Source organism: Lactobacillus sp. LL6 (assembly GCF_007570935.1).
Lineage (GTDB): Bacteria > Bacillota > Bacilli > Lactobacillales > Lactobacillaceae > Lactobacillus.
Genome location: NZ_VLLR01000002.1, coordinates 74,142 through 95,957, shown reverse-complemented (window position 1 = coordinate 95,957; position 21,816 = coordinate 74,142). Strand labels below are relative to the sequence as shown.

General features: G+C 31.5%; 15 protein-coding genes and 1 pseudogene. 10 read left to right on the top strand and 6 right to left on the bottom strand.

Annotated features, from left to right (window positions below; all coding sequences use genetic code 11):
- The first annotated feature begins 214 nt into the window (after window positions 1-214).
- The 3 genes and pseudogenes from FOD82_RS08940 to FOD82_RS08930 form a co-directional block, all read left to right on the top strand.
- Entirely contained in the window at window positions 215-1,303 is a 1,089-nt protein-coding gene (locus FOD82_RS08940; protein ID WP_144356128.1) for a BMP family ABC transporter substrate-binding protein, read from the top strand.
- A gap of 72 nt (window positions 1,304-1,375) precedes the next feature.
- Window positions 1,376-2,884 carry an ABC transporter ATP-binding protein gene (locus FOD82_RS08935; protein ID WP_144356127.1) on the top strand — a complete coding sequence of 503 codons (1,509 nt, stop codon included), beginning with the start codon at window positions 1,376-1,378 and terminating at the stop codon, window positions 2,882-2,884.
- An 11-nt stretch (window positions 2,885-2,895) separates the two neighbouring features.
- A pseudogene (locus FOD82_RS08930) lies at window positions 2,896-3,504 on the top strand (ABC transporter permease); the annotation flags it as partial.
- A gap of 164 nt (window positions 3,505-3,668) precedes the next feature.
- Here FOD82_RS08930 and FOD82_RS08925 read toward each other — a convergent pair.
- A complete protein-coding gene (locus tag FOD82_RS08925) occupies window positions 3,669-4,886 on the bottom strand; it encodes an IS110 family transposase (RefSeq protein WP_144354583.1) in 1,218 nt (405 codons plus the stop codon).
- A gap of 208 nt (window positions 4,887-5,094) precedes the next feature.
- Here FOD82_RS08925 and FOD82_RS08920 point away from each other — a divergent pair, with 208 nt between their 5' ends.
- Both FOD82_RS08920 and FOD82_RS08915 read left to right on the top strand, forming a co-directional pair.
- Window positions 5,095-5,694, top strand: coding sequence for a hypothetical protein (locus FOD82_RS08920; protein ID WP_277950092.1), 600 nt, complete (start codon window positions 5,095-5,097; stop codon window positions 5,692-5,694).
- A 3-nt stretch (window positions 5,695-5,697) separates the two neighbouring features.
- Complete coding sequence (locus FOD82_RS08915; RefSeq protein WP_144356125.1) at window positions 5,698-6,654, top strand: ABC transporter permease; 957 nt, start codon at window positions 5,698-5,700, stop codon at window positions 6,652-6,654.
- Between the two features lie 106 nt (window positions 6,655-6,760).
- Here FOD82_RS08915 and FOD82_RS08910 read toward each other — a convergent pair whose 3' ends face one another.
- The 4 genes from FOD82_RS08910 to FOD82_RS08895 form a co-directional block, all read right to left on the bottom strand.
- On the bottom strand, window positions 6,761-7,840 hold the full coding sequence (locus FOD82_RS08910) for a serine hydrolase (RefSeq protein WP_242450234.1): 1,080 nt from the start codon (window positions 7,838-7,840) through the stop codon (window positions 6,761-6,763).
- A 161-nt stretch (window positions 7,841-8,001) separates the two neighbouring features.
- Window positions 8,002-9,063, bottom strand: a complete 1,062-nt coding sequence (locus FOD82_RS08905; RefSeq protein ID WP_242450233.1) for a serine hydrolase domain-containing protein — start codon at window positions 9,061-9,063, stop codon at window positions 8,002-8,004.
- A 429-nt stretch (window positions 9,064-9,492) separates the two neighbouring features.
- On the bottom strand, window positions 9,493-9,858 hold the full coding sequence (locus FOD82_RS08900; RefSeq protein WP_144356123.1) for a hypothetical protein: 366 nt from the start codon (window positions 9,856-9,858) through the stop codon (window positions 9,493-9,495).
- Window positions 9,851-10,627, bottom strand: a complete 777-nt coding sequence (locus tag FOD82_RS08895; RefSeq protein ID WP_144356122.1) for a ParA family protein — start codon at window positions 10,625-10,627, stop codon at window positions 9,851-9,853. The genes FOD82_RS08900 and FOD82_RS08895 overlap by 8 nt, the downstream gene beginning before the upstream one ends.
- Window positions 10,628-11,759: 1,132 nt before the next feature.
- On the opposite strand from FOD82_RS08895, the gene FOD82_RS08890 reads away from it, so the two are divergent.
- Window positions 11,760-13,160: a replication initiation protein gene (locus FOD82_RS08890; RefSeq protein WP_242450225.1), complete on the top strand. Its 1,401-nt coding sequence runs from the start codon at window positions 11,760-11,762 to the stop codon at window positions 13,158-13,160.
- 613 nt (window positions 13,161-13,773) lie between these two features.
- Window positions 13,774-15,666 carry a collagen-binding domain-containing protein gene (locus FOD82_RS08885; protein ID WP_144356121.1) on the top strand — a complete coding sequence of 631 codons (1,893 nt, stop codon included), beginning with the start codon at window positions 13,774-13,776 and terminating at the stop codon, window positions 15,664-15,666.
- Window positions 15,667-15,782: 116 nt separating this feature from the next.
- Here FOD82_RS08885 and FOD82_RS08880 read toward each other — a convergent pair whose 3' ends face one another.
- Window positions 15,783-16,061 carry a hypothetical protein gene (locus FOD82_RS08880; RefSeq protein WP_144356120.1) on the bottom strand — a complete coding sequence of 93 codons (279 nt, stop codon included), beginning with the start codon at window positions 16,059-16,061 and terminating at the stop codon, window positions 15,783-15,785.
- A 280-nt stretch (window positions 16,062-16,341) separates the two neighbouring features.
- Between FOD82_RS08880 and FOD82_RS08875 the strand changes: the two genes are divergently transcribed.
- From FOD82_RS08875 to FOD82_RS08865, 3 genes are all read left to right on the top strand, one after another.
- A complete protein-coding gene (locus FOD82_RS08875; RefSeq protein WP_144356119.1) occupies window positions 16,342-18,624 on the top strand; it encodes a helix-turn-helix domain-containing protein in 2,283 nt (760 codons plus the stop codon).
- A gap of 247 nt (window positions 18,625-18,871) precedes the next feature.
- The gene (locus FOD82_RS08870; RefSeq protein ID WP_144356118.1) at window positions 18,872-19,732 is read left to right on the top strand and encodes a hypothetical protein; all 861 of its coding nucleotides are present in this window, start codon (window positions 18,872-18,874) and stop codon (window positions 19,730-19,732) included.
- 299 nt (window positions 19,733-20,031) lie between these two features.
- Entirely contained in the window at window positions 20,032-21,669 is a 1,638-nt protein-coding gene (locus FOD82_RS08865; protein ID WP_144356117.1) for a peptide ABC transporter substrate-binding protein, read from the top strand.
- Window positions 21,670-21,816: the final 147 nt, after the last annotated feature.

Here is a 21,816-nt window from a genome sequence, read left to right as displayed (position 1 = left end):
TAGCATTATACATGTTTTGAATAGTGGCTATTAAAAATAATTTTACTACATCACAACTATGGATTATTATGGATTTTATTTGCTTTATAATTCGTTTTTTATGAAAAATATAATTATTTTTATTGCATTTTAAATAATATATTGACTAAATACGTACATTTATGTATTATAATTACAAAATTGTTAGTAATACATAGTTTTACGGAGGAAAAAGATGAACTTAAAGTTCAGAAAAGTATTAACGTTTGGTACTACCCTTTTAGCTGTAGGTTTAGCATTAACTGCTTGCTCTGGCAAAAAACAAGGTGGATCTGAAAATAAAAATTCAGATCATGGAGTAGCTTTAATTACGGATCAAAATGGTGTAGATGATCATTCATTTAACCAAGCTGCCTGGGAAGGTTTTAAATCATATGGAAAAGAGCATAATTTAAAACAAGGAAAAGGGGGTTATCAATATTTTGTTTCAAGTGGTGCTTCGGATTATGCACCTAACTTTAATCAAGCTGCAAAAGCTGGTTACCAAACTATTTTTGGTGTAGGCTATCAATTGCAACAAGCTGTGTCAACTGCTGCCAAGCAAAATCCAAAAAAGAACTTCGTCATTGTCGATAGTGTTATTAATGGTCAAAAGAACGTAGCATCTGCTACTTTTAAAAGTAATGATGCCTCTTACCTCGGTGGTTTAGCTGCAGCTTATACTACAAAAACAAATAAAGTTGGTTTTATCGGCGGGACTAAGTCAGACATTATTGATTTGTTTGAAGCAGGTTTTAAAGAAGGTGTGGCTGCAGGAGCCAAAGCTCTCCATAAAAACATTACCGTTCAAACTCAATATATTGGAAACTTTACTAGTACGGATAAAGCCAAGTCCATTGCTCAATCTATGTATGCTAATAAAGCTGATATAATTTATCAAGCTGCAGGAAATGCTGGAAATGGAGTTTTCCAAGAAGCAAAAGATTATAATCAAGTTCGCTCTGTAAATAAAAAAGTATGGGTAATCGGTGTGGATGTCAATCAAGAGAACTTGGGCAAATATAAGTCAAAAGATGGCAAAAAGTCTAACTTTACTTTAACGTCAGTTTTGAAAGGACTAAACGTAGCCACTAAGTCAATCGCTAACGATGCCTATAATGGTAAATTCCCTGGTGGAAAGCATTTAGTCTATACTTTGAAAAATAATGGGGTTTCCATTACTAGAGGTTACTTAAATAATAAAACCTGGTCTACAGTTCAAAAAGCTCGTCAACAAATTCTTGATGGCAAAATTAAAGTTTCAACTCATCCTAAGTCTAACTAGGATATGAATTGTTCAATAAAAAGCTCTTTGTACCAGACAAAGGGCTTTTCTTAATATAAGTGAGGATAATATATGTCAGATAATGCAGTCCAAATGAAACACATCGTTAAAGAGTTTAATGGCTTTAAAGCAAATAATGATATAAATTTAGAACTTAAAAAAGGTGAAATTCTAGCTTTATTGGGTGAAAATGGTGCCGGTAAATCAACCTTAATGAATATTTTATCTGGAGTATTAATACCAACCTCTGGAGAAATTAAAATCAATGATACAATCATAAAATTTAAAAGTGCAGCAGACGCTAAAGAAAATGGTATTGGAATGGTATATCAGCATTTCATGCTAGAAAAGTCTTTCACCGTTTTAGAAAATATTATTTTAGGTCATGAACCAACTAAAGGAATATTTTTAAATTTAAAAAAAGCCAAACAAAAAGTATTAGCCTTATCAAAGCAATATGGATTAAGCGTTGATTTAAATTCAAAGGTAGAAGATATTACAATTGCTCAGCAGCAAAAAGTAGAAATCTTAAAAGTCTTATATCGAGGAGCAAATATCTTAATTTTTGATGAACCAACAGCCGTATTAACTCCCCAAGAAATAACCGAATTTATTAAAATTCTTAAAGGTCTATCAAAAGAAGGCCGATCAATAATTTTGATTACTCATAAGCTAGAAGAAATTAAAGCTGTAGCAAACCGAGTAACAATTATTAGATCAGGAAAAAGTGTAGGAACTTTTAATGTCGCACAAGTAAGTGATGCAAAGATGGCTGAATTAATGGTTGGCCGTCACGTAAATATGAAACTTGAGAAAAAGAAATCTCAGCTTGGAAATGAAGTTCTATCTGTTAAAGACCTTAAGGTTAAAGAAAATAGAGGGAACTTAGCAATTAAAGATCTTTCTTTTGAAGTTAAATCAGGTGAAATTCTAGGAATAGCTGGAATTGATGGTAATGGTCAAGATGAACTCGTAGAAGCGATTACAGGATTAAGACAAGTATCTTCTGGAAAAATAAAAATTCAAAATCAAGATATAACCAATCAAAAAGTTAGAAAAATTACTGAAGCTGGGGTAGCCACTATTCCAGCTGATCGACAAAAATACGGTTTAGTTTTGCAAATGTCTTTAGTTAAAAATTTAGTTTTACAGAATTACTACCATCCTCCCTACTCTCGCCACAAAATAATTAATTTTAAAAATATGAACCTCCATGCTAAAAAATTAATTAATATGTTTGATATTAGAGCAGCAAATGAAGATATGGCTGCTGGGGAATTATCTGGTGGTAATCAGCAAAAAATTATTATTGCCCGTGAATTAAACAAAAATAGTAATTTAATTATTGCATTTCAGCCTACTCGTGGATTAGACGTTGGTGCAATTGAATACATTCATAAACAATTATTAAAAGCACGAGCAGCTGGTAAGGCTATTTTATTGATTTCTTATGAACTAGACGAAATTATGCAACTTTCTGATAGGATACTTGTATTACATAATGGACAAAAATCAGGTGAAGTAACTCCTCAAAGTACTAATGAAACAGAATTAGGCCTATTGATGACAGGAATTAAATAAGGATAATAAAAATGATAAGTGTGAGTAACAAAGTCAAAAAAGTATTAATTCCAATTGTATCAGTAATTGCTGGCTTCTTAATTGGAGCATTAATTATGTTAATTTGGAATTATAACCCACTCCAAGCATATGAATCGATGTTTGAAAGTGCATTAGGAAATATGAATAGTATTGGAGAAACTTTAAGAGAAGCTACTCCTTTGATTTTTACAGCCATTGGATTCGCAATTGCCACAAAGGCTGGCTTTTTCAATATTGGCTTACCCGGACAAGCTCAAGCTGGATGGCTTGGTTCAATTTGGTTTGTATTAGCTAATCCGCACCTGCCTAAAGTGATTTTATTACCTGCCGCTATTATTGTAGGAGCACTGTTGGGAGCAATCGTTGCAGCAATTGCAGGTTTTTTAAGAGCTTATTTTGGAACAAATGAAGTTATTACCACTATTATGCTCAATTATATTGTACTTTATGTAGCACAATATTTAATGCAAAAAGTTATGTCTCCAAAACTACGTCTAGATACTGATACTACAAAAACAATTCCCTCAAATGGTAGTTTAAAATTAAATTGGTTGAGTAATTTATTTGGAGATTCAAGAATTAGTACAGGTATTTTTCTACGTAAAGTCAAGTATATCAAGATGTTTAATTATCTTATTTTGATATATTTGGATTTCTTTGTTTTAATGGTGCGAATTATTTCAATTATGAAAGTACTGCAAAAGACTTCAAAGAAATTACCTCTTTGAAGCTAAGTTAGAGTATAATGAAGCTGATCAGTTAATTACGATTTACGTCTTTGATTTTGTTTGGCGACTTCGTAACTATACAACTGATCATTTTTGATTAGTGCATAAATAGTACGGATTAGCTTATGCACTGAAGCTATTGCAATCTTCTTGAAGCCTTTGCTTTGAGAAGATTTTTTATTTTCATAGTAATCCGCAATATGGCAAGGATTGGTCTTTGAAGCATTGTCTATTTGACCAACTGCCCGATAAAGAATCTTACGTGCAATAGCGTTACCATGTTTAGTGATACCAAGGCGGGAATCCATTTGGCCTGACTGGTATCTGCCCGGATCAATTCCAATAAAAGCATCAATCTTGTTAGGGTTGTCGAATCTCCTGATATCTCCGAGCTCTGCCAAAACACGTACTGCAGTAGTCTGGGCGAAGCCAGGGATACTTGTGAGGATTTCTAGATCACGATTAGGCAGCTTTTTAGATATATCAACCATTTGCTTAAGCCGCTCATCTCTGTCCTGATCAAGCTGGATGAGACGTTGGGCATAGTAAATTACATCGCTGGTTTCAGGACTATCAAGCTCTGCTACGGGATATGCTTTATTGGCAAGTTCTTTTAATCCTTGAGCAATTTTTTGAGCACGTTTGATGCCATAGCCTTTAAAATCCTTGATTTTATTGATAATATCTTCTGCTTCAATCTCTCTGACCGTTTGGCAATGCGGAAATAGTTTAACTAATTCCCAATAATTGCGGTTCTTGGGTGTAGAAACCACTGTTTCAATTTCAGGGAAAGTCAATTGCAAGATACGGTGAAGACGATTCTTGGCACTGACAATGTCGGAAGTCAATTCTTCATAAGAGCGGCTTAAGGCACGCAATCTATGATAATCTTCGGCTTCTTGTTTATTTGCCTTGTGTCTGTTTTGAAGCTGAATTCTGGCTAAATTATAGGCATCTGTTTTGTCGGTTTTATTATGACGAAGTCCCTGATCCATTTCTTTCTTAGCTTTTAAAGGATTAAGGATCACGTAATCATAGCCATAGTCTTCTAGAAACTTCTGCAGTCTTCTTGAATAGACCCCGGTAGCTTCAAAAATGATCTGAGGATGCTTTGAGAATACTGCAAGATTCTTGAGCAGCTCTTTAAATCCAAATGAATCGTTAGAGATCTTAAACTCTTTCCTGGTATCATCCATTAACATACAAACACTGGATTCACGGCTGCTTACATCAATTCCAAAAACAATATCCATCTTCAATACCTCGCTGTTTCTAAGTGATAAAACTGATTTATCCAGGCAGTCAGACTTAATTTTCTAAACTCGGCATCAGGTGCCCACATTCTTCGAGGAAGCTACTAACTGCAAGATAAAACTGCCAGTTTTTTATTCGGCGTCATGCGCCTAAACACCTCTCGGCATATTGTTTTATCACTATTTAAAGTTTACGGCTAAACGAAAAATAGTGAATCAATTATCCCGTCGGATAATCAATCCACTATTAAGCTTAGAATGTTTTTTAGCTATTATTGCCGTAGTTGCATATTGGTTTTTAATGAAAAAAACAACCATTGGCTTTGAAATAGAAGCAGTAGGATTTAATCCTTTCGCCAGTCAATATGCTGGTATTTCAGCAAAGAAAAATATTATTTTATCAATGGCACTTTCAGGAACTTTTGCTGGATTGGGTGGAGTAATGGAAGGTTTAGGCACATATCAAAATTACTTTAATCAAACTAGCAGTTTAAGTATTGGTTGGGACGGGTTGTCAGTTGCATTACTTGGAAATTCAACAGCTATCGGAATTTTAATTGCAGCTATCTTATTCTCTATTTTAAAAATAGGTGGTCTCGGTATGCAAACTATTGCAGGAGTTCCCTATGAAATTGTTTCAATTGTTATCGCAGCAATTATATTCTTTGTAGCGATTGAATACATAATCGGATTACTTTTTAAAACTAAAAAAACTGCCACATACTCTCATCCTTTAAAAAAAGGTATCGAATTGGGACCAAATAACAGTGTAGATGGTCCTGATATAAAACTAGCTAGAGAGGAATAACTAATGAATCTTATTACAATATTTACATTGATTGCATCATCAACTTTAGTATATTCAGCTCCCTTAATTTTCACTTCCCTAGGTGGAGTATATAGCGAAAATTCAGGAATCATAAACATCGGACTTGAAGGAATCATGACAATTGGTGCTTTTTCATCAATTATATTTAATTTGAGCTGTGCTTCTATATTTGGTACAGCTACGCCCTGGTTAGGCGCATTAGTAGGAGGAATTGCAGGGCTAATATTTTCTTTATTACATGCAATAGCCACTATTAACTTTCATGCTGATCATATTATTAGTGGTACAGTGCTTAATCTGTTAGCCCCTCCTCTTGGAGTATTTTTAATTAAGGCACTATATGATAAAGGTCAAACAGAAAACATCACTGCAAACTTCGGCTACTTTAGTTTTCCTGTATTCTCTAATATTCCAATAATAGGTCCAATACTTTTCAAAGATACTTCAGCTCCAGCATGGTGTGGCATTATCTTAGCTATTATTTTAGCTTGGATTTTATTTAAAACTCGCTTTGGATTAAGACTCAGATCTGCTGGTGAAAATCCTCAAGCAGCTGATACATTGGGTATCAATGTTTATAAAATGAGATATGTTGGAGTATTAACTTCTGGATTTTTAGGTGGTATTGGAGGCGCCATTTTTGCAGAAGCCATCTCTGGTAACTTCTCTGTATCTACCATTGTAGGACAAGGATTTATGGCTTTAGCCGCAGTTATCTTTGGGAAGTGGAATCCAATTGGAGCAATGCTTTCATCCATATTTTTTGGATTTGCACAAAGCTTGAGTATAATTGGAAATCAATTACCCCTAATTTCTAAAATACCCTCTGTATATATGCAAATTGCCCCTTATCTTATCACAATTATTGTATTAGTTATATTCTTTGGTAAATCTGTTGCACCCGCTGCAGATGGAGTAAATTTTATTAAAGCCAAATAAAGCTCCTCCTAAAAAATAAAAGACAACATCCTAATTAAGGAGTAGATTATTATCCACTTTCTTAAGGATGTTGTCTTTTTTGATTGATATTAAAAAATATAAAGTTTTATTTTTCAGTGAAAGTATTAGCTTTAACATGGTTTAAAATTTCATAACCAATAGCTTTATTTTGACTTTCATTATTTTGGTTTTGGTTCAAAAACATTATCATACCGTCTTTATTATCAGTAGTCATTTGGAACCAGTTACCAAAATGAGTACCATAAAGATTTCCATAAGCCATTTTTAGCTTACCATCATTTTTAATATAAAGACCACCAGAATATTCAGTAACTTTGGCCTGAATATTAGTTAAAAACTTAAATTCATCTTCAGTTAAAATCTTACCATTTGTAAGTCCTACTTGAATTCGGTAATAATCCATTGGTACAGAGAACAAATTACCTGCACCTGGCAATTGACTAGCTAATGATTGTTTTACATATTCGGCATTCTTATAGTTTTTATTAGTAGAATAATTATAAGTATAAGAAATAGCATCAGTTTTAGTCTTAAATGGAATATCCTCATAAAAGAATGTTCTTTGCAAACCAAGTGGTTTAATCACACGATTATTGACAGCATTTGCGTAAGAATCACCAGTTTCTTGACGAATAATTCCAGCAAGCAAAATATAATTGGCATTATTGTAGTAATAATTGCCAGCTGTACCTTGCTTATCGGAATTAATTTTATTTACTACCCAATCAATTGCAGATTGCTCTGAAACAACTCTTCCTCTATTTACTTCTGTACCAGTAGTAACAATACCAGAAGTGTGAGTAAGTAAATTACCCACAGTAATATTGTTGGCATTCTTCAAGTTAGGATACCATTTTGAAATTTTAGTATTTTGATCAAACTTCTTAGCATAGATAAGTTGAGTAATAATAGCTCCAGTAATTACCTTTTGCAAGGAACAAATTGGATATACAACTTTAGTATTACCTGCTCCTAATCGGCGCCCATAATATCCATATCCATAGCTAATTTGCTGAGGCTGTCCATCTTTTACAATAACTACAGTACCACGCACCTTATTCTTAGATAAGGTACTACGCACAAAGCTACGCATTTCAGTTTTATCATAAGCAGCTTCGACTTTATTAGTTTTATTAATAGCAATCGGTGCTGCTACTCCTAACATTGTTGTAAGTGCTGCTAATTTTATTACACTGCGTTTTATTTTTGACTCCATATTAAACTCCTATATTTGGTATATAAAATTATTGTAGCACTCTAATATTTTAAAAACCTTTTCAAATTGTTTACAAAAATATCGTAGCACTTTAGCTACGATACTGATTATTATCTATTAACAAAGGTGTTAGCTTTGATTTTTTTCAAAATCTTGTACCCAATATCCTTATTCTTATTCTTAGAAATTGTTTGATTTAAAAACATTACGATTCCATTTTTATTATCTGAAGTTAATTGAAGCCAATCAGAAAAATAAGTATCTCCAAAATTACCGTATGCTATTTCAAGTTTGCCATTTCTACGCATATAAACTCCACCTGAGTAAGTCGTTTCATTAGATTTGGCTTTCAAATGAGTCATATATTTGAACTGCTTCTTAGTCAAAACTTTACCATTTTGTAAACCGCAGATAATTTTATAGTAATCCATCGGAGTTGAAAATACATCGCCTGCTCCTACTAGTTGAGTGGTAAGAGTTTTAGGAGCTACTCGCGGATCTTGATAATTTTTTCCTTGGGCATAAGTATAAGAAACTCCGTCCGTTTTACCCTTTGGAATTTTAGTATAAATATAAGTATCTTTCAACTTTAATGGTTTTATTATTCTACTCTTTAAATTAGCTGCATAAGACTTTCCTGTTACTTTACGGATAATTCCAGCAAGCAAAATATAATTGGCATTATTATAATTAAACCGTCCTCTCTTTGTCATGCTTTGCGCATTAACTTGACTGATTACACGGTTAATTGCACCTTGCTCAGAATAATTAATTCCTGCATTTGATTCAGTTCCCACTACATTGATACCTGAGGTATGAGTCATCAAATTACCCACTGTAATTTTAGATGAATTTTTCATTTGAGGATACCATCGAGATATTTTGGTATTTTGATTGAATTTACCCTGATAAATAAGTTGGGTAATCATAGCACTTGTTATTACCTTTTGAAGTGAACCTAACGGATATAAAACTTTAGGATTACCTGCTTTAAGACGTTTCTTATAATAACCATAACCGTAACTAATTTGTTCAGCTTTTCCATCTTTCACTACAACGATAGTGCCACGTATATGTCCTTTTTCCATTGCGTTTTGAACATATTTTTTCATTGATTGCTTCTTAGTTGTTTTTTTAGCAGCTAATGCTTCTTCATAATGGATTAGTGGCATACTTGTTGCCAGACTTACTCCAGCTACAATAGAAAAAATTATTTTTTTCAGATTCTTCTTCATTTGTATTCAACCCTTCTACTAGTTCCAAATTTATATTTTAGCAGGTTAAAAATAAGATAAAAGAACTTACTAATGAAAATTTTTATTTCTTACAATATTTTTAACTATTGTAAAGTAAATCACTAGCTGTATTATTCATAATAAGTTTCACATGAAACATGTTTTAGCTATGAAAAAGGGAGACGGCAGTTTGCCGCCTCCTTTTTGGAGATATAAATCGATATGAAGAAAAATGCACTTCACAAGGAAGGACTCGATCCACTTCCATATAATAGTCGCTTTTCAGATAAATGTTAAGTCATAAGTACTTTCTGTATGAAAATATTTATTAAATATGTAAAGCATATAAAATACTAAGGATATATATTATATTTTCCATTCAGATTTGTTTGATTTTTCAAGAAATTTCAATACTGATTGAAATTCATCTTTTTTATCTGTTTTTTTAATTAAATCAATAATAGCTTTATTTACCACTTCATTGATACTATCACCATAATAAGCAGCCATAATACGTAAATCGCTATCAATTTGTTTAGTCACTGAAAGAACTCGTTTTTCAGAACGCAATTCTTCTACTGGTTTTTTACGGTGATCGACTTCTTCACTTAAGTGCTTACCAGTAGAACGGTCTCTTCTTGATATGCTATCAACTAATGCATCAGCAGGATTCATTTCTTGAGCTGCACGTTGAACCGATGCAGGTTGTTTAATATTAATTTTTTTACTCATTTTCTAGTTCTCCCATTAATTCATCAACAAAGTCACTTATGTCTTTTGTAACTTTACTTTTTGGATCATACTCAAATATTGATTGAAACGCATTTTGTGATTCTTTTACAGAAATTGCTTCACGAATTTTAGTATCAAAAACATGAGTATTTAAAGACTTGGCAGCATCATTTAATGCTTCTGACATTGCATTACTAAAAATAGTTCTAGAATTAAATCTACCTATTAGTATTCCAGCAATAGTTAATTTAGGATTACTTCTGCGTTTAATAGCTGCAACAGTTGATCCTAAGTCTCCTAACCCCTTCAAAGAAAATAAATCAGCTTGAGTTGGAACAATCACAGTATCAGACGCTGTTAGCGCGTTCATAACTGCCATACTTAAGGCTGGTGGCGTATCTATAATTACATAATCATAAGTTCCATCAAAATCCTCAAGTTTATCAGATAAAATAAATTGTGCATCCAACATATGATCTTGAGTTAATGTAACATCAAGTTTAGCCATTTGGTTTCCAGCAGGAGCTAAATCTAGTTGATCATTTACATGAACCAAAATGTCATCAAAATTTAAATCTTGAGTTAATAACTCATAAGTTGTCTTACTTGGATCATATTCGACCCCTGTTCCATAACTTGCATCTGCTTGTTGATCTAAATCAATTAGCAAAACTTTTTTACCTTTTTCTATTAAAGCATCTTTTAAAAATAAAGAAGTGGTTGTTTTTCCAGTACCACCTTTTTGATTTGTAACTGTAATAATTTTCATTTTGTACCTCGTAATTCCTATTGTAGAGGGATTTATTCTTACATACTTATTATATCATTGATTTACTTTAAATAGAACATATTCTTTATTTTTAAAATATGTTATATTTATAATACTTATCTAATATTATAGTTATTATAAATATATTATATATTACTAATTATTTAACAATTAATAACTTAGAAATTGATTTTTTTTATTCTTTCGCAGAATGTATTTTTAAGCTCTAAGAGGTCTTAAAAATCGATTTTTAAAAATTTTGCTGAAAAGTGAAAGACTTTTAAATAAACCCTTTATATACCCTTTATATATACCCTTTATATTACCCTTTAGCGCTTTAATGAGCCTTAGAGCCCCAAGGGTTTCCAGACTTAATAAACGACGTGACGTGGAGCTGGTTGAATTGAAAAATATTGTCTAAACGTAGATGGGACAAGGGATTAGACTGTTTTTTTTATAATTTTAATAAGGGTGACGCACCATGGAGCATCTTTTTGCTAAAAATAGGCTTAAAGCATTGGTGCTGTAAGGGTTAGAGCTGATTTTAATAAGAGTGTCGTGACATGGAATCATAAACGACGTGACGTGGAGATAAGGGTGACGCACTGTGGAGCTGAAAAAAGGGGTAAAAAAATAAGGGTGTCATCTCATGGAGATGAGTTATCCACAACTTTGTGGATAACTATAATAAACGACATCATGTGGAACTTATTGTCAATTTTTTTATTTTTTATATTTGAATGCGATTACATGAGATGAAATTGCTAAAAAAATAAGAGTGACATGATGTGGAGATGTAAATTTTGATAAAAAATATAATTATTTAGTGGTCTAAAGGCGTTTATATTAACGTTTTGATATTAAGAGTGTCACTTTATGGAGCAGGGAGTGACATCATCTGGAAGGGTAAAAATTAGACTATTTTTACTTAAAAAGCAATATAATAATTAATTTATACACAATTTTGTGAAACATTTTTACAAATATAAAACTATTTTTTTAATTGATTAATGCTAAAAATGTTGATATATCAAAGTTTATTGAATAAGAGTGTCATTTTATGGAGTAAATTTTAATAGGGGTGTCATCATACGGAAAAATTAATAATCAGCAGTAATAAGGGTGTCATTTCATGGAATTAATTTTAATAAGGGTGTCGTTTCGTGGAGTAAATTTACTTTTAGCTATTGCTGTTATGTCACAAATGTTTTATAGTGACAATATGAAAAACGACGTCCATTTAATCAAAAGTCGCTTATTACGAGGTACAAAAATGCCAGCTAAAAAAAGACCTGTACAAAAAATAATAAAAATAGATAATCGATTTAATGATGACCCGATTTTTGAGCCGATAGATAGTTTGCCGGAAATTAATAGCAATATTTTTTGGCTAATTGCTGCTCAAGTAAAAGATCAGGGCAATAACTTAATTACTTTGTCGCCAGAACAAATTAAGCGTGAAGTCGGTTATAATAGCCATATTTCTAATAAACAAATTGCAAAAAACGTGGATGATACTTTTTCAAAATTGTTGACAATTCAGCTTTCCAAGGAAGATGTGGATGAAAAAACAGGACACATCACCAAAACACGTGAAAATATTTTTCAAAAATCAATTGTTGACACTGATACTCTTGAAACGAGCGTCGAAGTTAGCAACAGTTTTTTGTATTTGTTTAATCACTTAGAGCATTGGACACGTTTTTCAATTACGCAGTATGTCAGATTGCATTCTAATTATTCTAGAAAACTTTTTCGATTACTGAAACAATGGCGAACTACGGGAAAGAAAGAATATCCCATTGATGAGTTTAGAAAGCGATTGCAAATACCCAAATCTTATCGACCAACTGATATTGATCGACGTGTTTTGACAATTTGCAAAGAAGAATTAAGTGCTAATTTTCAAAATTTTAAAATTAGCAAAAACTATCGTAAGGGTGTTCGTGGTCGAAAATTAGAGTCTTATATTTTTACTTGGGTACCGGAAATGAAGAATCAGCAAGATATTTATTATGATTCGAGTATCGAGGACACTAATTCGGTTTATTATATTAAGTCAAATGAAAATTTGACTGAGAAAGAGAAATTTAGGGCCTTAGACCGATTTTTTGGATTTACCTTAGGAACATCACTTAAGGAGCAAAAAGCGGGCGATAGGCGCTCATATTTCCTTCCAAACAAACTTCATGCTAAGAAAAAACGTACGGCTTTTAACCGTACAGACTTAAAGCCGCTTACTCAATATAAACATGTTCAGTTCGGACAGTTGATTGATGTGTATAAACGTGTAGACAAGATGGGGCTGTTAACTGAAGAGGATAAGCAAGATCTAGAATTATTCAAACTTGGTTTTGAAAAGACTAAGGGAGAAGTTGAAATTGCTGACAAGGCTCAAAATGTGCTCCTAAGCGATTTAAAATCAAATGGTGGGTATATACAGCCAAACGAAGTAAAAAGCAATCTAACGCTTGATTTTGGACAATCAGGGGTAGAAACCATGTCGTTCTTTGACGATGAAGAAAATGAATAATATTAAAAAAGTATAGCAGTAGGTATTATCTTCAAGTTGGTGAGAAGATATCTCAAAGCTATACTTTTTATTTTTAATTAATTTGATAGATATTTATAATATCTAAAATATTAACTATTTAAAAAATATAAATAATTTAAAATATATTTATAATAAATATTATATTTTTAACATTATCGTATTTTGCTAATTTAATAGTGTTTTTAATAATAAATCAACTTAGTATTTTTTATTTTTCATTAGGCAAAATAATTATTAACATCATTTTATGTTTTATTATAAATAATAATTTCTAAATTTTTATATTTAATTAATTTGTATATACTAGTTCCATTTTATATGTTTAAAATATTGTATCAATAAAGTATATTACTTAAAATAATTATTATATAAACTATGCTGATAACAGTTGTAAAATATTATTTGTTCAATTAGGTAAACCTAGTATAGAGCTTTTTGCACCATATATAAATATAAATAAAATATTATTTTACTATAGACATGTTATAAATTGTGTGTATAATTAATAAGCATGTATTTATATTTTATTAATATTATTATATAAATACAAAGAAGATATAAAAAGATATAAAGATATAGAAGGTTGAACATTTTGAATAAAACAATTAGAAAAGCGGGGATTGCTACCATGGTTAGCTTTACCTGCTTAAACTGTTTGTCGTCAGTTGATGTTATTTATGCTGCAGAAAATTCTGCATCAGTTTCTGTGAATAAAGAGAACTTAATACCTACTCAAAAAGTAGAGATAACTCAAAATAATGCTACTAGCCAGACTGGCTCTAAATCTGGAATTTACTCTGATAATGGGACACTAGATAATCGTGAGTATAAAACAATTGGAGCAATGGCTAACTATCTTGATCGAGAAAATGCATTAGGAGTTGCCTCTACTTTTCACATTTTTGCTGAAAATATAAATTTAAATGTTGATACTAATGGTAATGTCGCTACTAATAATTTAAATTCAAATGTGGATTTTGGAACACGTGGCAGTGATACAGAAAATAATTCTCAAATAAATAATACTCAATGTGATATTCATTATATTGGTCATGCAGATAATTTGCGCCCAAATTCTTTTAGGAATCAGCAAGATAAAGTTGTTGTAAATTCCGAAACGGATATTAGAACAAATAAAGAAGGTAGAGTTGTACTTGATCAAAAGGACGGAAATAGTTTTTATATTGAACAAGGAAACTTGAATTTAAATGAAGTTCAGAAGGATAATCCAGATATTAAATATATTGATATTGATTCTGAGTTGAATAAATTATCAAAAAGAGCTGATTATTGGATGACTAACAATAATCAAAATTCTAAAGGTGTAAAAATCGACTTTATAGATGAAAATAATCGTACTATTGATATTACTGATGCAGACGTCAGCAAGGATAATTTTATTTTTGTAAATCTTAGTGCAAAGTTATTAAAAAATCGTCCAATTAATATTAAAGGTTTAGGCATCAAGAAAAATAATAAAATTCCGACAGTAGTAATTAATGTTACAAATTCAGATAAAGATTTAAATATTGGAACTGAAACGAAGTTTTATTATAGAAATTCTAATCAACCCTTATCTAACAGTGAGGAACATACTGAACAAAATCAAATTTTATGGAATTTTGGTACTCAAATTAACAGTTTGAGTTTTAATTCTGGAAGATTTATGGGTAGTATATTAGCGCCGACAGCAAGTATTTTTGCAAATGTAAACATTGATGGCAATATTGTAGGAAAAGAAGTATCAATTTCGGGTGGTGAAAGTCATAGATGGGATTTAATTAGTAGAAGTACAGATTATAATGATTTCCCGCATCCAGATTATCCATGGAATTTTATAGAAGAACCATCAACACCAAAAGATCCAAAACCAAATACCAAAAAAGTGCCAGTGACTCCGATAACACCAAAAAATCCAAAACCAAATGACAAAGAAATACCAGTGACTCCGACAACACCAAAAGATTCAAAACCAGATGCCAAAGAAATACCAGTGACTCCGACAACACCAAAAGATTCAAAACCAGATGCCAAAGAAATACCAGTGACTCCGACAACACCAGAAGATTCAAAATCAGCTGATGAAGAATCTCCAGTTACTTTAACTAATGAGACAGCTTCAACTTCTAAAACAGAATCTATTTTTTATCCTCCTCTTGCAAAGCACGGTCAGGATTTAGATGATAATAATTTAAATGTGAAAAAGAGAAAAAGCTGTAGAAAATCTGTTCACAGTGAGGCAGGACTTAAGAAGAAATTATCTATAGTTTTTTCTATGAAAAATGCAAGTCATAATAAACGGTCCTCAAATAAAATTGTAAATTTAAAGCTTACTCAGAAAAATTATAGAGTTTCTACAGCAAAACAATTTCCTGCAACTTCAGAAAAGTCAGCAAATGTTTTAAGTTGGATTGGATCGGCCATTGTTTCTAGCTTGGGTTTATTCAATATTATTGTTAATAAAAGAAAAAATAAGCAAAAGTAGCGATACATACAAATAATATTATACATTGTTAATATATTTATAATATAAAGAATATTAATAATATTTAAAGCAAAATAAAAAGCGAAAATAAAACTTTTCGCTTAATTTCTTCTATATTAATGTAAAGCTGTGAAAAAAGTAATAAGTCCAAAAATAATTCCAGGAAAATTGGCTACGAAAAGGGGCCAATCTTTCTTCTCTTTAAGAACTGCATAGAGTACCCAAATTAAACAATTAATTGCAGCAACTAAAGGCTGAATAGGGTTACCGTAATTACCATTCAAATTATTTAAAATTTGCGGGATATAAGAAACATACATTAAAACAGAGAGGATCGAACCAATGCGGCCGATTGTTAAAATAGTCTTATCATCCAAATTTTTTAGTTTTTTCAAAGAAAGCCTCCTTTGGTAAGATAGTGTAGCTTATTTGATGGTTTAAAGCAAATATAAATCCATATTTATCATTTATATTATATTAAATATATCTAATGAATAATAAATATTTTTTAAATTATAAATATTTAGGAAAATCACTAAATAATCGCATTAAACATGGTTTCTTATATAAAGGAATCATGTTTTTTACTATATCTTTTGGTATAATACATAAAGTATGTTTCTTAGAATATAATTAAGGAAACTTATTAATAATATTTAAAAAGGGGTGTGCGAAATGCAGAAAAAGAAGTTAAAGAAACTTCTTCATGCACGTAAGGAGTGTAAGAGTAGTCCTAATAATGCAACTAATTCAAAGCAGGAAGAATATGATTATCAAATTGACGATAAATTAAAATTAAATTTTGTTACTATCAATCAAATTAAATCAGATGGAATGACAGCTTCCTTTAATAAGATAAGAAGACAAAATACAAAAGAAGTTTTAAATAAATATAATCATCCTGATTCTCAACATATTAGATTAAAACCATATTATGACTCAGGTACTTGGCTTCATTGGATTGGGGTTCTTAGTGATTTAACATTACCTAATGCTATTAATAATTTAACTGGAGAAGTTTTATTAGACAAATTAACTACTGGAGACAATCAAGAATTATTAGATTATCATGTTTGGTTAAACTTAGTAAATGTCAAATATATTCAAGGTGGTAATCAAAAAATTGGTATCGGTGATATTGTTCAAGGCTTTAGTAAAATTAAACGCTATAGTGGCAATAAATACGGATTAGATACTACTGTAATTGTAAAAGCAGGTATTTATAAAGGAGTAGATAAGCCTGATATTCTTGTAAGTAATTATGATAGACAAGATGATTGGGTACTGGAAATTGATAATTCCACTGCTGGTCAACGTGCGTGGGATAAATATGAAGAAACTCAAGACAAAGAAGATTTAGTTAATGAACCAGGCCATGTTGAAGCACGTTTTCAACCAAGTCGTTATGAAAAATATCGTGATCGGTTACAAGAAACAAAACGCGAAACTTCCGAAGAAGTTTTACCACTTATTAGCCCTAAAGAAACTGAATATCATGCAGAAGTTGATAAGATTTATATTGCAAAAGGAACTAAACCTGGTCAACCTAAAAATATGCCTAAACTTCGTTTAAAGAATATTATTGATCCGCATGGCAGATTAATTATGCCAGTTGTGGATTTACCATATATTGAAGAAGCTAGAAAAATGGGTGAGGTTGTTCCAGGTGATATCATCTTATTCCATAGTTCACAAAATCCTCAAATGCCAAATGGATTTGGACTTATGACTCAATTCCGCATTGGAACTCGTCCAGCTAAGCATTCATTTATTCCTCTACCAGAAAGTAATCCAAATACCTTCTTAGGTTATATTATGTGGCTGCATCCAACAGAAGATAATATTCCAGAATTAGTCCTTAACTATCAAACCTGGGCACTTACTCATGGCATTCATGTTGATAAAATTAAGAAACAACTAGAAGAAGAAAAACCAACTCATGATTTAACAGAGCAAGAATTAGCCGAAAAACTAGGAATTTCTGCAGGTAGAGTGTACAATGTTTTCCGCCAAGGCGTGATTAAGCCTTTAGAAGTTAATAATGCAGTAAGAACTTATGATCCAGATGTATGGAATATATTTGTTGATTTGTTATCTGCTCAAGATAGTGAATCCGCACAAAGAGTTAAAGAAAAATATGATCTTTACACTAGCGCAGATATTTCACATTTGGTTAATATGCCAGAAGAGCAAGTTATTGACAAAATTAGAACTAGTTCATACCAACCACTTAATGGTTGGCACTATAAGGTTAATTTATATGGTGTCAATGTTTATCAAATGTTCAAAACTAGTCAAACTGCTAAGAGTTTGCTTCCTCCACGTCAAAATATCCGTATTACTAAAGAAATCCCGCGTGATGTTAGTTATGTAGACAAGTTTGAAGAGACTGCTAAGAAGGAGGAAAAGAAAGAGCAAGTACTTCAAAAGGCTCAACAAGTTGAAGCAAAAGAAACTATTAAAATTTCTGATAAAACTTCTGAAGCTGAAGAACTTGAAACTAAACCAAAAGAACTTAATTCTGAAAATGTAACTGAAAAGACGCTTGAAGTTCAAACACCTAAAGCTGATTCCAAAATCAAGTTTGTTTCTAAAGCTGAACGTCGTCCAGCAATTGAAATTCCAAAGAATAAAGTTACTACAGTTACTCCTTCAAGAAAGATTCCAATCAACAAGAAAGCCAAGCTTCATGCCGAAGATGAAAAGCCTGAAACAATTTTAACTAAGACTAAAATTGAAGAAACTAATTCTGAAGATAATATTACTATTCAACTTACTACTTTTGATGGAGTATATTATAGTGATGAATTTGCTAGTTTTAAAGAAGCTAGGGATTATATTTCAACAACAGCAAGTAATAAATGGGAAAATCATTTTCTAACTGCTAAAAATATTGAAACTGGTAAAGAGGAAATGTTATCAACCAAGGTAATTATGGCTGTAAAGGTCAAAGATTAGTATTCGTGACATCTTATAAACTATAAATATTTTATATTTAGTACATCTCTTTAATATGAGATGTATTTTTTATATAAGTGATATAATATATTTCTATGAAATGTGTTAAACTTGTTGTCAAATAAAGATTACAAAAATGTAAAGAAAGTGTTAATACGTAAGCATTTCTTAATACATTTGAAGTGAAATTTTTGTTACAATTAAGAAAAGAAAGATATTAATATTTTCAAGGGAGTTATTATCTATAATGAAAAAGAAATTTGGTATTACTGCTGCTGCAATTTTGGCAGCTATCTCATTGTCTGCTTGCTCTAATAGTAATCAGTCAAGTTCGAGTTCAAATCAATCAAAGACAACTAGTTCTCAAGTTGAAAAGAAGTCAAGTTCAACTTCAGCTTCTTCAAGTTCAACTTCATCATCTCAAGCAAGTTCAACTTCTTCAAGCACTGCTGCTTCATCATCTTCATCTAAAGCTGATGAACCTTCTTCTCAAGCACCTAAGAGTAGAATGGCTCAAATGACTGCTAAGTTGCGTAAAGCACTTCCAGATATGCTTTTACCAACTAAGGATGGTTTAGGAGCTGGTAGCGATAACTTAAACGTTCGTTATACTAAATCTAGCGATACTAATACTGTTTACTATAGTGTTGGTAGTTCTGCAGCTAACTTTAACTCTTCAAGTGTTAAAAATGAAAAGCCATTTGCAGTTCTTACTCAAACTAAGAATGGTGATGCTGACAGTATTATTAACTATATGCCAAAAGAAACTGGACTTCCAACTGTAAATTTAGATTCTAATACTAAAGCAACAACTCAAGGAGCTGCTGGTTCTAAATATATTCAATGGAATAAAGGTAAGTGGTCATATGTTGTTAAGGGTAATACTCAACTAAAGCAAGATCCAACTGGTCGCGCTAAATCAGTTTTAGCACTTGTTAATGAATATGGTGTTCCTAACACTTCTAGTCATGGTAGTGTAAATGTAGTTATGGGCGATAGTGTAGGTTCTCTTAATACTACTATTGCATGGCAAGATGGTAATAGTGTCTACAAGCTAGAAGCACATGATACAGAAACTGCATTAAAGATGCTTAATAGCTTGAAGTAGAATTACTTACAAAAAATCAGAAAAAACTGTTGACAGGGATAATTTTACCGGTTATAGTTTAATTATAAATTTTAGCAAAAGGAGATGAAGAACATGTTGGTACGTAATATTAAATTGCAAAAGCAAAATACTGTATGTTGTTGCACTAGCTGCAATTTATTTGTCATGCCCAACGTGCGACACATCTCTACAAGTATTGAAATCTAATTAATTAGTTTTAATATAAGTTAACGAGCTGTACTCCAAGTTGGGGTGCAGCTCGTTTTTTTGCTGGTGAAAATTAAAAAGGAGAATATAACATGAAGTTTAAGACATTTGTTGCAAGTATGGTTACTGTTTCTACTGCTTTGGTACTTGCAGCATGTGGTAACAATTCTAACTCAAGCGATACAGAAGCAAAAACTTTGAATTTAAGTACAACTGCTCCCCTTGATACGATTGATATTAGTAAGTCAACAGGTTATGGTCAAACAGGAAATGTATTTGAAAGTTTTTATCGATTAGGAAAAAATGGTAAGCCAACTGCTGGTCTTGCTAAAAGTGAGACAGTCTCAAAGGATGGAAAAACTTGGACTTTTAAACTGCGCAATGCTAAATGGTCTAACGGTGATCCAATTACTGCACAAGACTTTGTATATTCATGGCGCCGAAGCTTAAACCCTAAGACGGCGTCTCCATATTCCTATCTTTTTAGTGGCATTAAAAATGCTGATGAAGTTGCAAGTGGAAAATTAAAGCCTAGTGCAATTGGCATTTCTGCACTTAATAAAAATACTGTAGTGGTGAAGCTAAATAAGCCGATTGCTTATTTCAAAGTATTAATGGCTTACCCATTATTTGGACCACAAAACGAAAAAGTAGTTAAAAAGTATGGTAAAAAATACGCCACTAAAGCGGAATATCAAGTATACTCTGGACCATTTAAAATTAAGGGATGGAACGGAACTAATGATACTTGGTCATTTGTAAAGAATAATCAATATTGGGATAAAAAGGTTGTCAAACTGAACAAGATTAATTATCAAGTAGTGAAGTCTAACAATACCGGTTATCAGATGTATCAACAAGGTAAACTTGATCTTACTCCGTTATCAAGTGAACAGGTTAAAAATTTAAAGAGTAATAAAGATTTCACTACTTATCCATATTCATTAGTTAGATTTTTAATGTATAACTTTAAAGATAGTAATTCAGTTAATAGAAAAGCTTTGAACAATCGTAATATTCGTTTAGCTTTATCACTTTCAATTGATAGAAATATTGTTACTAAGAAAGTTCTAGGAAATGGTTCAACTTTGCCAACTGGTTTTGTTGCAACTGATTTAGCTCATAATCCATCGAATGGGACGGATTTTGCAAAAGAACAAGCTGTAAAGAATACTGTTGATTATAATCCAACTTTAGCTAAAAAGTACTGGAAACAAGGTTTGAAGGAAATTGGTGAAAAACAATTAACTTTTAATTTATTGTCCTCAAATGATGAAGCTGATAGTGAACAACTTACGCAATATTTGCAATCTCAATGGACTAAGGAACTTAAGGGAATTAAGATTAATGTAACTAATGTTCCTGATAAATCAACTACTAGTCGCGCTCAAGAAGGAGATTTTGATATTTATCTATCTCATTGGGGTGGAGATTTCAATGATCCAATGACATTTATGCAAATTCCAAAAACTGGAACTTCATATAATTATGGTAAATGGTCTAATAGTAACTATGACCAATTAGTAAAAAATGCAAGTAATCGTGATGCAAATAATGTTGATAAGCGCTGGAGTGATTTGGTTTCTGCAGCAAAAGTTGTAAATAAGGAACAAGCTATTACACCAATTTATCAACAAACTACAGCTTATTTGCAGAAACCCCAAGTTCATGGTGTAATTCATAATACAGCTGGAACACAATGGAATTACAAATATGCTAGTGTAGATTAGAAAAGGGATAGAACACATACTACATGTATATGTTCTATTTTTTATATTTTAAACATATCATATTTATAAAATATTAATAAAATCACAAATATCAATAATATAATATATTTATTAATAACTCAGTTTAGTCTAAAAGTATGATAAAAT